General features: G+C 71.1%; 11 protein-coding genes and 1 other RNA gene. 10 read left to right on the top strand and 2 right to left on the bottom strand.

What is annotated here, in order from left to right:
- Positions 1–102: 102 nt before the first annotated feature.
- The 3 genes from ACZ68P_RS23425 to ACZ68P_RS23415 all read left to right on the top strand — a co-directional run bounded on the left by ACZ68P_RS23425 (position 103) and on the right by ACZ68P_RS23415 (position 3937).
- Positions 103–1347 carry a serine/threonine-protein kinase gene (locus ACZ68P_RS23425; RefSeq protein ID WP_471009169.1) on the top strand — a complete coding sequence of 415 codons (1245 nt, stop codon included), beginning with the start codon at positions 103–105 and terminating at the stop codon, positions 1345–1347.
- Positions 1348–1545: 198 nt separating this feature from the next.
- Entirely contained in the window at positions 1546–2652 is a 1107-nt protein-coding gene (prfB, locus tag ACZ68P_RS23420) for a peptide chain release factor 2 (protein ID WP_365715396.1), read from the top strand.
- A 427-nt stretch (positions 2653–3079) separates the two neighbouring features.
- Complete coding sequence (locus ACZ68P_RS23415; protein ID WP_471009167.1) at positions 3080–3937, top strand: hypothetical protein; 858 nt, start codon at positions 3080–3082, stop codon at positions 3935–3937.
- Between the two features lie 102 nt (positions 3938–4039).
- On the opposite strand, the gene ACZ68P_RS23410 is transcribed toward ACZ68P_RS23415, so the two are convergent.
- A complete protein-coding gene (locus ACZ68P_RS23410) occupies positions 4040–4225 on the bottom strand; it encodes a hypothetical protein (protein ID WP_365715394.1) in 186 nt (61 codons plus the stop codon).
- A 246-nt stretch (positions 4226–4471) separates the two neighbouring features.
- Here ACZ68P_RS23410 and ftsE point away from each other — a divergent pair, with 246 nt between their 5' ends.
- The 5 genes from ftsE (at position 4472) to ssrA (ending at position 8402) form a co-directional block, all read left to right on the top strand.
- The gene (gene ftsE / locus ACZ68P_RS23405; protein ID WP_215071052.1) at positions 4472–5161 is read left to right on the top strand and encodes a cell division ATP-binding protein FtsE; all 690 of its coding nucleotides are present in this window, start codon (positions 4472–4474) and stop codon (positions 5159–5161) included.
- 21 nt (positions 5162–5182) lie between these two features.
- Positions 5183–6103: a permease-like cell division protein FtsX gene (ftsX, locus tag ACZ68P_RS23400; RefSeq protein ID WP_471009164.1), complete on the top strand. Its 921-nt coding sequence runs from the start codon at positions 5183–5185 to the stop codon at positions 6101–6103.
- Between the two features lie 78 nt (positions 6104–6181).
- Positions 6182–7351 carry a S41 family peptidase gene (locus ACZ68P_RS23395; RefSeq protein ID WP_471009163.1) on the top strand — a complete coding sequence of 390 codons (1170 nt, stop codon included), beginning with the start codon at positions 6182–6184 and terminating at the stop codon, positions 7349–7351.
- Between the two features lie 18 nt (positions 7352–7369).
- Positions 7370–7909: an SsrA-binding protein SmpB gene (gene smpB / locus ACZ68P_RS23390; protein WP_471009160.1), complete on the top strand. Its 540-nt coding sequence runs from the start codon at positions 7370–7372 to the stop codon at positions 7907–7909.
- A 100-nt stretch (positions 7910–8009) separates the two neighbouring features.
- Positions 8010–8402: a transfer-messenger RNA gene (gene ssrA, locus ACZ68P_RS23385) on the top strand.
- Between the two features lie 62 nt (positions 8403–8464).
- Here ssrA and ACZ68P_RS23380 read toward each other — a convergent pair.
- Positions 8465–9721, bottom strand: coding sequence for an MFS transporter (locus ACZ68P_RS23380; RefSeq protein ID WP_471009158.1), 1257 nt, complete (start codon positions 9719–9721; stop codon positions 8465–8467).
- 181 nt (positions 9722–9902) lie between these two features.
- Between ACZ68P_RS23380 and ACZ68P_RS23375 the strand changes: the two genes are divergently transcribed.
- Together ACZ68P_RS23375 and ACZ68P_RS23370 are read left to right on the top strand one after the other, a co-directional pair.
- A complete protein-coding gene (locus ACZ68P_RS23375; protein WP_471009236.1) occupies positions 9903–10850 on the top strand; it encodes a LysR family transcriptional regulator in 948 nt (315 codons plus the stop codon).
- Between the two features lie 209 nt (positions 10851–11059).
- Positions 11060–12415, top strand: coding sequence for a nitrate/nitrite transporter (locus ACZ68P_RS23370; protein WP_471009155.1), 1356 nt, complete (start codon positions 11060–11062; stop codon positions 12413–12415).
- Positions 12416–12480: the final 65 nt, after the last annotated feature.

Here is a 12480-nt window from a genome sequence, read left to right as displayed (position 1 = left end):
CCGATTTATCGACTTCCGAGGGGTGATTTCCCCTCGGAAGTGACGACCGGCGCCCGGGGACGCGTAACTTTGTCGCGACCGCCAGCCGCTGAGGGAGCAGTCTTGGCACGGAATATCGGCAGCCGCTACACGGCCCACCAGATCCTCGGGCGGGGCAGCGCCGGCACGGTGTGGCTCGGCGAGGGCCCCGAAGGCCCCGTCGCCATCAAGCTGCTGCGCGAGGACCTGGCCTCCGACCAGGAGCTCGTCGGACGCTTCGTCCAGGAGCGCACCGCCCTGCTCGGTCTCGACCACCCGCGGGTGGTCGCCGTCCGCGACCTCGTCGTCGACGGCAACGACCTCGCGCTCGTCATGGACCTGGTCCGCGGCACCGACCTGCGTACCCGTCTCGACCGCGAGCGGCGGCTCGCCCCCGAGGCGGCAGTCTCGATCATCGCCGACGTCGCCGACGGTCTCGCGGCGGCGCACGCCGCCGGAGTCGTCCACCGGGACGTCAAGCCGGAGAACATCCTCCTCGACATGGAGGGCCCGCTCGGCCCCGGCGGCTCCCACCCCGCGCTCCTCACCGACTTCGGCGTCGCCAAGCTCATCGACACCCCGGGCCGCACCAAGGCCACCCGGATCATCGGCACGCCGGACTATCTGGCCCCGGAGATCGTCGAGGGCCTGCCCCCGCGCGCCGCGGTCGACATCTACGCCCTGGCCACGGTGCTGTACGAGCTCCTGGCCGGGTTCACGCCCTTCGGCGGAGGCCACCCCGGCGCGGTGCTGCGCCGGCACGTCACCGAGACCGTCGTCCCGCTGCCGGGAATCCCCGAGGAGCTGTGGCAGCTGATCGTCCAGTGCCTGGCGAAGGCGCCCGCCTCCCGCCTGCGCGCCTCGGAGCTGGGCGTCCGGCTGCGCGAGGTCCTGCCGCTGCTCGCCGGGATCCCGCCGCTCGACGTGGACGAGCCGGACGCCGAGCCCGCCGCGGAGCCGCAGGACGAGGACCCGTACCCGACGGGCGCCGCCGCGACGGCCGGCGGGTCCGCCCCGCGCCGGGCCGCCGTCCCGCTGGTCCCGGGTGCCTCACCCGACTCCAACCGCGACACGCACACCTCCATGCGCGTTCCCGCCCCCGACGAGCTCTCCGGCGGCCCCCTGGGCACCGCCCGCGCCCCCCGCCCGGCCGGCGCCCGGCGCCCCGGCTCCGCCCGCCACAAGGCGGAGGCGGTTCGCAAGCGCCGCCTCACCCTCTCCATCGCCGCGGTCGTGGTCGTCGGCGCCCTGGGCGCGGGCGGTTACCTGGCGACGGCGGGCGACTCCGACACCCCGCCCCAGGACTCCAAGACGTCCACGCATCCCTGAGATCCCCGGGGCGCGCCCCGACCGGTGACCTCCGACTTCGGACCGGGGCCCCGTCCCCCTCGACCCGGCCCAGCGCCCCCACCCGGCCGGCCCTCCGGCCGAGGCCGCCTGGCCCCGGACCCGTCCTCCACAGTCCGCTCCGCCCCCCGGAGGCGGGCGGCGGGCCGGGGATCGGCGGGGAGCCGTTACGCTGGACGCGTGGCAGTCGTCGATGTATCCGAAGAGCTGAAGTCCCTCTCCTCGACCATGGGGTCGATCGAGGCCGTCCTGGACCTCGAACAGTTGAGGGCCGACATCGCCGTGCTCGAAGAGCAGGCCGCGGCCCCGTCCCTCTGGGACGACCCGGAGGCGGCGCAGAAGATCACCAGCAAGCTTTCGCACCTCCAGGCCGAGGTCCGCAAGGCCGAGGCCCTGCGCGGCCGGATCGACGACCTCGCGGTGCTCTTCGAGCTCGCCGAGGAGATGGACGACCCGGATACCCGCACCGAGGCCGAGGCGGAGCTCGTCTCCGTCCGCAAGGCGCTGGACGAGATGGAAGTCCGTACCCTCCTGTCCGGCGAGTACGACGAGCGCGAGGCGCTCGTCAACATCCGGGCCGAGGCGGGCGGCGTCGACGCCGCCGACTTCGCCGAGCAGCTCCAGCGCATGTACCTGCGCTGGGCCGAGCGCCACGGCTACGGCACGGAGATCTACGAGACCTCGTACGCGGAAGAGGCCGGCATCAAGTCGACCACCTTCGTGGTGAAGGCCCCCTACGCCTACGGCACGCTCTCCGTCGAGCAGGGCACCCACCGCCTGGTGCGCATCTCGCCCTTCGACAACCAGGGCCGCCGCCAGACCTCCTTCGCGGGCGTCGAGATCCTCCCGGTCGTGGAGTCGTCCGACCACGTGGAGATCGACGAGTCCGAACTGCGCGTGGACGTCTACCGCGCGTCGGGTCCGGGCGGCCAGGGCGTCAACACCACGGACTCGGCGGTGCGCATCACGCACATCCCGACCGGCATCGTGGTCTCCTGCCAGAACGAGCGCTCGCAGATCCAGAACAAGGCGAGCGCCATGAACGTCCTCCAGGCCAAACTCCTCGAGCGCCAGCGCCAGGAGGAGCGGGCCAAGATGGACGCCCTGAAGGGCGACGGCGGCAGCTCCTGGGGCAACCAGATGCGTTCGTACGTCCTGCACCCGTACCAGATGGTCAAGGACCTCCGTACGGAGTTCGAGGTCGGCAACCCGCAGGCGGTCCTGGACGGCGAGATCGACGGCTTCCTGGAGGCCGGCATCCGCTGGCGCAAGCAGCAGGAGAAGTAAGGACTTTCGGTTCACCACGCCGGGCCCCTCGCACACGTCGTTGCGAGGGGCCCGGCGCTGTCGTGCCCGGACGGCCTTCGCGGGCGGGAGGTCTGACGCATGATCAGGTGCCCTCGCGTCGTTCGCGGGCGCAAGCGGAAACAGTGCTGGTGGGACGCTTTGTCGACAAGGGAACTGCCGCGGGGGAGGCGGAAGTTCCGCGTTTACGTCACAGTTGCATCCCCGCATGCCGGTCACCTGGTGATCTTTCGGGCATCGCACGCGCAACGACCTTGACGCGTATGCGGAAACTCGCAAGGGTGACACGCGGCATGCGTAATTCTGGGGCGCGTGTGAACGGGGACCGGTTGAGTGATCGCCGCTCCCGAGGCCCGCGGCCCCGAGCGCAGCCCCATGACGAGATTGAGCTACTGGGGGTAGCAGGCATATGACGAAGAAGACGCGGGTTCGCCTCGCGCGGATAGCTGCCGGGACGGTAGTCGTCGCCGGTGCGTCCCTGACCGCGGCCGGTGCCGCGCAGGCGGTCGGGGTGGGCGTCGAGATCGGCGGCCTGAGCGCCTCGGTCGAGATCGCCTCCGACCCGTGTGAGGAAGTGGGCGGAGTCTGCGAGCCCCCGACCACGGGTGGCGGTGAGCAGCCGACGACGACCGGTGGCGGTGAGCAGCCGACGACGACCGGTGGCGGTGAGCAGCCGACGACGACCGGTGGTGGCGAGCAGCCGACGACCACGGGTGGCGGTGAGCAGCCGACGACGACCGGTGGTGGCGAGCAGCCGACGACCACGGGTGGCGGTGAGCAGCCGACGACGACCGGTGGTGGCGAGCAGCCGACGACCACGGGTGGTGGCGAGCAGCCGACGACCACGGGTGGTGGCGAGCAGCCGACGACCACGGGCGGCAACGGAAACAACGGCGGTACCACCACGAACGGTGGCAACGGCAACAACGGTGGTACCACCACCACCAGCGGCGGCACCACCAGCACCAGCGGTGGCTCGTCGACCTCCACCGGCGGCTCCACGGGTGGTTCCACCGGCGGCTCCACCGACGGTGGCGGCAACACCTGCACCGTCGACCTCGACGGCGCCGAGTGCGTCGACAACAACCCGGGCACCAACAACGCCGGCTCGCAGCCCGTCGAGCAGGGCAAGGCCAAGGAGGAGCTGGCCGAGACCGGCGCCGCCGAGACCTCGTTCCTGATCATCGGCGCCGCGACGATGATCGCCGGCGGCATCGGCTTCCGGATGCTCCCGCGCCTCGTCGGCGGCGGGCGCGCCGCCGTCTGAGCGGATCCGCCGTACGGTGAGGCCGTGAGGCCGCACGCATGACGAAGAGGGCCGGGGGGCGAACCTCCGGCCCTCTCTCGTGTCCGGCTCGTATGCGGAGTACTACGCGGTCTGCAGCGCCGCGAGCAGCGCCGCCATCGCCACGAGGGCGATCACCAGTGCCAGCAGCATTCCGGGGGTCAGACCCGTCGACGGGTCCATGCGCTCCCGGTTCGCGCGGCAGACGGGACAGCGGCCCTCCGCGACGGGGGCCGCGCAGTTGGCGCACACCAGTCGGTCGTAGGTCATGCGCTCTCCTCTCCCGCACAGGGATCCTCACCACGGTCAACGCAGAGCGGTACCCGTGCGTTCCCCCTACCACTGTGCCAGCTCCCGGGCGTTTCGGCGCGGCCCGTCGGATTACACCCGGATCGCCTGCGTTCTGCCTGGAGGGGCGAAAAGGATAAAGCACGCAAGCCGGGACCGCGACTGCGCAGGCCATCCCGTGTCGCGTAAGGTCGCGCACACCTACTCCCGGCCGACCGTGGTGCATCCGTGATCCGATTCGACAACGTCTCCAAGTCCTATCCGAAGCAGAACCGCCCCGCGCTCCGGGATGTATCCCTGGAGATCGAGAAGGGGGAGTTCGTCTTCCTCGTCGGTTCCTCCGGCTCCGGAAAGTCGACTTTCCTCCGGCTGATCCTGCGCGAGGAGCGCTGCAGCCACGGCCAGGTGCACGTCCTCGGCAAGGACCTCGCCCGGCTGTCCAACTGGAAGGTGCCCCACATGCGGCGCCAGCTCGGGACCGTCTTCCAGGACTTCCGGCTGCTGCCCAACAAGACCGTCGCCGAGAACGTCGCCTTCGCCCAGGAGGTCATCGGCAAGCCGCGCGGAGAGATCCGCAAGGCCGTGCCCCAGGTCCTCGACCTCGTCGGTCTGGGCGGCAAGGAGGACCGCATGCCGGGCGAGCTGTCCGGTGGTGAGCAGCAGCGCGTCGCCATCGCCCGGGCCTTCGTCAACCGGCCCATGCTGCTGATCGCGGACGAGCCCACCGGCAACCTCGACCCGCAGACCTCCGTCGGCATCATGAAGCTGCTCGACCGCATCAACAGGACAGGGACCACCGTCGTCATGGCGACCCACGACCAGAACATCGTCGACCAGATGCGCAAGCGCGTCATCGAGCTCGAAAAGGGCCGTCTCGTCCGCGACCAGGCGCGCGGCGTCTACGGATACCAGCACTGAGCAGGTAGGGGATAGAACACCATGCGCGCTCAGTTCGTGCTCTCCGAGATCGGTGTCGGTCTCCGGCGCAATCTCACGATGACCTTCGCCGTCATCGTCTCCGTGGCCCTCTCGCTCGCCCTCTTCGGCGGCGCGCTGCTCATGCGCGAGCAGGTCAGCACGATGAAGGACTACTGGTACGACAAGGTCAACGTCTCCATCTACCTCTGCAACAAGGCGGATGCCGCGGCCGCGACGGGCAAGTGCGCCAAGGGTGCGGTCACGGCCCAGCAGAAGGAGCAGATCGAGGCCGACCTGAAGAAGATGGACATCGTCGAGACCGTCTACTACGAGTCGGCCGACGAGGCGTTCAAGCACTACAAGGAGGAGTACAGCGACACCGCCATCGCCTCGGTCATCACGCCGGACCAGATGCCGGAGTCGTTCCGGGTCAAGCTCAAGGACCCGGAGAAGTACAAGGTGGTCGCGACCGCCTTCGCGGGCCGCGAGGGCGTCGAGTCGGTGCAGGACCAGCGGAACATCCTGCAGAACCTCTTCGACCTGATGAACGGCATGAACATCGCCGCCCTCGGCGTCATGGGTCTCATGCTGGTCATCGCGCTGATGCTGATCGTCAACACCGTCCGCGTCTCTGCCTTCAGCCGCCGTCGCGAGACCGGCATCATGCGGCTGGTCGGCGCCTCCAGCTTCTACATCCAGATGCCGTTCATCATGGAGGCCGCGTTCGCCGGACTCCTGGGCGGCGCGGTCGCCTGCGTGCTGCTGCTCGTCGGCCGGTACTTCCTCATCGACCACGGCATCGCCCTCGCGGACAAGATGCAGTTGGTCAACTTCATCGGCTGGGACGCGGTCCTCGCCAAGCTGCCGCTCGTCATCGCGATCGGCCTGCTGATGCCGGCCCTTGCCGCCTTCGTCGCGCTGCGCAAGTACCTCAAGGTGTGAGAAGAGCCGCCTGAGTGCTCCGGGCGCCGTACGGTCAACCACCGTACGGCGCCTTTCGCTTGTCCTAGAGTGGGCGACATGCCGGACGGCCCCGGGCTGCGTCCCGACCACTGTCTCCGGCCCCGCGGAGTGCTCCGTGGGGCCGTCCTGACGTTCGTATTCGCCGGCGTGCTCGCCACCGCGGCCGTCACCGGGGCGCTGCCCCGGCAGGAGCCGGACACCGCGGGGGTCGCCCCGTCGCGGGCGACCGTGGACCGCGGAGCCCTCAACCGCGCCGCCGCCGAGGCGATGGCCGACGGCAAGTCCGGCAAGCAGGCCGCCGAGGAGTTCGTCAGCCGCAGCGGAGACCGCTGGGGCGCGGTGTACGGGGCCGCGGAGTACGAGGAGTTCGAGCAGGCCCTCGACGGCTCGTACACCGGCGTCGGCATCTCCGCCCGGAAGGCGGGGGAGGGGCGGGTCGAGATCAGCCGCGTCCACCCCGGCGGGCCCGCCGCCCGGGCCGGGCTGAAGGCCGGCGACCGCCTCGTCACCGTCGACGGACGCCCCGTCGGCGCCCTCTCCGTCTCCGAGGTCGTCTCGCTCCTGCGCGGCGACGGCGTCTCCGGCTCGCCCGTCGCCCTCGGCGTCGAGCGGGGCCGCTCCGCCTGGACCGAGACCCTCCGCAGGGCCCGGCTCGCCACCGAGGACGTCACCGTGCGCCGCCTCGACGACGGGACCGTGCTGATCAAGGTGTCCGCCTTCACCAAGGGCACGGGCGAGCGGGTACGGGACGCGGTACGGCGTGCCCCCGCCGGCGCCGGAGTCCTGCTGGACCTGCGCGGCAACGCCGGAGGTCTGGTCGCCGAGGCCGCCGTCGCCGCCTCCGCCTTCCTCGACGGCGGTCTGGTCGCCACCTACGACGTCGAGGGGGAGCAGCGGGCGGTGTACGCGCAGAACGGCGGGGACACCGCCCGGCCCGTGGTCGCGCTGATCGACGGCGGCACCATGAGCGCCGCCGAGCTGCTCACCGGGGCCCTGAAGGACCGCGGCCGGGCGGTCACGGTCGGCTCGCGCACCTTCGGCAAGGGCGCGGTGCAGATGCCGAGCACCCTGCCGGACGGGTCCGTCGCCGAGCTGACCGTCGGCCACTACCGCACCCCGGCCGGCCATGGCGTCGACGGCCGGGGCATCACCCCGGACCTGGCGGTCAGCGAGCGGGCCGAGGAGCGGGCCAGGACGGTATTGAGTGGCCTCGGAGGGGGGTCGTAGTGCGAAAATGGCCGCACTATGGCAAAGGGACTCGTGAACGTGCAGGGCAAGCCTGCCAAGAAGAAGGACGCCGACAAGGCTCCTGAGCGCAAGATCATCGCGCAGAACAAGAAGGCGCGGCACGACTACCACATCGTCGACACCTACGAGTGCGGTGTCGTGCTGATGGGCACCGAGGTGAAGTCGCTGCGGATGGGCCGGGCCTCGCTCGTCGACGGCTTCGTCCAGATCGACGGCCACGAGGCGTGGCTGCACAACATCCACGTGCCCGAGTACTTCCAGGGGAGCTGGACCAACCACGCGGCGAAGCGGAAGCGCAAGCTGCTGCTGCACCGCGAGGAGATCGACAAGCTGGAGTCGAAGTCGCAGGAGACGGGTCACACGATCGTGCCCCTCGCCCTGTACTTCCTCAACGGCCGGGTCAAGGTCGAGATCGCGCTAGCCAAGGGCAAGAAGGAGTACGACAAGCGGCAGACGCTCCGCGAGAAGCAGGACACGCGGGAGACGAACCGCGCGATCGCGGCGGCGAAGCGGCGCCAGCGGGCCGCCCAGGTCTGACCCGCTCCGGGCCCGCGGGAATACGCTGGCAACGGCCCCCGTTGTTCACGTACGATGGGCCTCGCACCTCGAAGCGGGTGCGTCTTTGAAAAATCAACATGGGGATGATCGGTTTCGACAGCGGATGTCGAAGCAGGGGAAGCGTGTCGAGGAAGCGGCAATGATCTCGTAAACCATATGTCGCAACCAATAATCGCCAACTCCAAGAGCGATAACTCCCGCTTCGCCCTCGCTGCCTAATTTTAGGTAACGAGCAGAAGCCTCTGTGAGGAGCGTCAGCCCGGGGATGGTCCCGACCCGGATCCTGGCGTCATTAAGGGATCTAAACCTCTAGCCCCGGTCACGGGGGCCTGAGGGAAATCAAACAGTGACTGAGCCCGTCGGAGACTTGTCCGCGTGATCTCCGGGGCTGAGAAACTCCTAGCGGACTGCGCACGGAGAAGCCCTGATTCTGCACCGTTGGACGCGGGTTCGATTCCCGCCATCTCCACCGAGCGTCCGAGCGGTTCGCCCGCCCGGACACCTCATCCCATGTGGGCGAAGGCCCGGCAGTCGTCACGACGACCGCCGGGCCTTCGTCGTACCCACCCCGAGCAGCAGGGCCAGGACCAGTGCCAGGGCGGCCGCCGCCGTCGGGATCAGGAAGCCGTACGCCGTCGTCGGCGCGTGCTCGACGGTCCAGCCGCCGGCCGCCGAACCGGCCGCGATGCCGCCGAAGAGGGCGGTCACCGCCAGGGTCATGCCCTCGTTGAGCCGCCCGGCCGGGGTCAGCCGCTGGACCAGGCCCATCCCCGTCAGCATCGTCGGAGCGGTCGCCATCCCCGCCGCGAGCAGACCGACCGCCAGGGCCGCGAGGGAGTCCGCCGCGGCGCCCAGGAAGGGCAGCGCCATCAGGACGGTCATCGCCGCGAGGCAGGTCCGCAGGCCGGCCGAGCGCCCCGCGCGGCCGTAGACCAGGCCCGCCGCGCACGAGCCGGCGGCCTGGAGCGCCAGCACGGGCCCGGCGAGCGGGCCGTTCACATGGGCGAGTGTGACCACCTCCATCGCGCCGAAGACCGCGCCCGTGGCCAGGAAGACGCCGAGCAGCGGGGCCATCCCGGGCGCCCGCAGCGGGGAGCCGGAGCCGGCGGCGCGCGGTGTGGCCGGGGGCTCGGTGGAGCGCTGGGCGGCGAAGACGAGGACCCCGGTGAACAGCAGGACCGCGCCGGTCAGCGTCCCCGCCTCCGGGAAGAGACCCGCGCAGAGGAACGCGGCCAGGACCGGGCCCAGCATGAAGCACAGCTCGTCCACGGCCTGCTCGAAGGCGTTCGCCGTGTGCAGGGCCGCCGCGTCGCCCCGGAGGAGGTGCGCCCAGCGGGCCCGGGACATCCCTCCCGTGTTGGGGGTCGTGGCGGTCGCCGCGTACGCCGCGAAGAGGGTCCAGGACGGCGCCTGGTGACGTACGCACAGCACCAGCGCGAGCGAGCCCAGCGCGGCCAGCGCCGCCGCCGGGACGGCGACCCGGGCCTGGCCGTACCGGTCAACGAGCCGAGCCGTCCACGGGCCGACCACGGCCGTGGTGGCCAGGCCCGTGGCGATGACCGCGCCGGCGAGCGCGTACGAGCCGTACGACCCGGCGATCATGATCACCGCGCTGACGCCGAACATCCCCATCGGCAGACGGGCGACCAGATTGGGGAGGGTGAAGGCGCGGGCGCCCGGGGTCGAGAAGAGGCGGAGGTAGGGGCTGGCGGGCCTGGAGGGCGTACGCGGCTCGCGGTAGCGGGGGGCGAACGCGGGCCCGGACGGCGTGAGCGTGAGGTCGTGCGGCATGACGCAAGCCTCACGGCAGCGGCCCCGGGCGGTCCAACACCTGATCGGTGGTGATTGACGCACTCCTGTTGTTGAATGCGGGGTGGCTCCTTCCCCGGCTCGGCCCCCCGTCCCGTCGACGGCGCGGCCCTCCGTCCCCTCCCCGGCGTCGTCCCCGGCGCCCTCGGCGTACGCGCACGACATCGAACCGCGGCTCCTGCGCGCCTTCACCGCCGTCGCCGACGAACTGCACTTCACCCGTGCCGCCGCCCGGCTCTACCTCGCCCAGCAGGCGCTCAGCCGCGACATCCGGCGGCTGGAACGGGATCTGGGCGCCGAGCTGTTCGTGCGGACCACCCGGAAGGTCACGCTCACCCCCGACGGCGAGCGGCTCCTGCCGTACGCGCGGACGGTGCTGGCGGCCTGCGACGCGCTCGCCGACGCCTTCCGGGCGGAGCCCCGGCCGCTGCTCGTCGACCTCAACGCCACGGACCTGTCGAACAGCCGCGTCCTGGAGCGGGCGCGCGAACTCGCCCCGGAGCAGGAGCTGATGGCCCGCTACGAAGGCGGTCTCGCCGGAGCCGCCGCACAGATCCTCTCCGGCGGCCTCGACGTCTCCTTCGGCCGGTTCGGCGGCCTCGGACCCGCCGACCGGGCGGGGCTCGCCTCCCACTTCGTACGGTACGAGGCGATGGCCGTGCTGCTGCCCGAGGACCACCGGCTCGCCCACCTGGCGGCCGTACCGCTGGCCGCGCTGGCGGGCGAGAGCGTCTACGCGGCGGCGGGCAACGACCACACCCGCGAGTGGACCGACCTGGCCGCCCGCCTCTTCGAGGGCCGGGGCATCGCCGTGGCGCCCCGCGCGCCCAGGGCCGTGGGGAAGGAAGAGTTCCGCCGGATCATGGCCAAGCTCGGCGTCCCCGCCCTCGTGGTGGTCGACTTCCCGCCCTACCCGGGGAGCGTGGTGCGACCCCTCGTCGATCCGGTGCCGCTCTCGCCGGTGAGCCTGGTGTGGCGCAGGGGCCTGCGGAATCCGGGCCTTGACGCGCTGCGCACGGCCGCGGCGGAGATCGGCGCCCGCGAGGGCTGGCTGGACCGGCCGGCCGGCTCCTGGCTCCCGGACGGAGAACCGGGACTCCCGGCGGCCTGAGGCCCCGCGGGCCTTCAGGCCGCGGGGCGGGGCGGAGTCCCGGCGGGGGCCCGGGCGGCCGTACTCACATCCGCGTCCCGCACCGGGTGAGAGCAAGGTTCCGTACCCGTCACTTCCTGCCACCGGCCTGAAACGCGGCCTCCCTAACGTCTCCCGTAAGAGGTCCGGAGCACCTGGACACTCGGGACCCGACACCGTGGAGGTACCTGATGGGCGGCCGCTGGATCGAACGGTGGGAGCCGGAGGACGAGACCTTCTGGCGTGACCAAGGAGAGCGGATCGCCCGGCGCAATCTCGCCTACTCCGTCTTCTCCGAGCACATCGGCTTCTCGATCTGGAGCCTGTGGTCGGTCATGGTCCTCTTCATGGGGCCGCAGTACGGCATCGACCCCGCCGGCAAGTTCTTCCTGATCGCGACCGCCACGTTCGTCGGCGCGCTCATCCGCATCCCGTACACCTTCGCCGTCGCCCGCTTCGGCGGCCGGAACTGGACCGTCTTCAGCGCGCTGCTGCTCCTCCTGCCGACCGGCCTGGCCTACGCCGTGATGGAGCCGGGCACGTCGTACGGCACCTTCGTCCTGGTGGCGGCGCTCACCGGCGTCGGAGGAGGCAACTTCGCCTCCTCCATGACCAACATCAACGCCTTCTTCCCGCTGCGCAAGAAGGGCTGGGCGCTCGGACTCAACGCGGGCGGCGGCAACATCGGCGTCCCCGTCGTCCAGCTCATCGGCCTGCTCGTCATCGGCACCGCCGGCGCCATGCACCCGCGGATCGTCCTCGGCGTCTACATCCCGCTCATCCTGGTCGCGGCGGTGTGCTCCGCGCTCTTCATGGACAACCTCGCGCCGGTGAAGAACGACACCGGCGCCGTCAAGGAAGCCCTGACCGCCCGGCACACCTGGATCATGGCCTTCCTCTACATCGGCACCTTCGGCTCCTTCATCGGCTACAGCTTCGCCTTCGGCCTGGTCCTGCAGACCCAGTTCGGCCGGACCCCGCTCCAGGCCGCCTCGCTGACCTTCATCGGCCCGCTGCTCGGCTCGCTCATCCGGCCCATCGGCGGCTCCCTCGCCGACAAGCACGGCGGCGCCCGCATCACCCTGTGGAACTTCGTCGGCATGGCGGCCGCCACCTCCGTGGTGATCTACGCCTCGGTCATCGAGTCGCTCGCCGTCTTCCTCGTCGGCTTCATCGCCCTCTTCGTCCTCTCCGGACTCGGCAACGGCTCCACGTTCAAGATGATCCCGGCGATCTTCCTCGCCCAGGGGCACCGCAAGGGACTGGCCGGCGAGCAGGCCGAGGCCTACGGCCGCCGGCTCTCCGGGGCCGCCATGGGCCTGATCGGGGCCGTGGGCGCGCTCGGCGGGCTCGGGATCAACCTCGCCTTCCGGCAGTCCTTCCAGACCACCGGCAGCGGCACCTGGGCCTTCGTCGCCTTCCTCGCCTTCTACGCCGCGGCCCTCGTCGTCACCTGGGCGGTATACCTTCGCCGTCGCGCCGCCGTACCGGACACGGCGGAGGCGGCGGAGGAGGAGAAGCCGCGGCTCGGCTACGCCGAGGTGTGATCGGGAGTGGTCCGTAACGGCCAAGAAATACGGGCGAACCGAGTCTGTCACGCATCACCGTCAGG

The organism is Streptomyces sp. NPDC036822 (genome assembly GCF_055609145.1).
The sequence above is the reverse complement of the archived record's forward strand: the minus strand, read 5'-3'. Positions and strand labels throughout refer to the sequence as shown.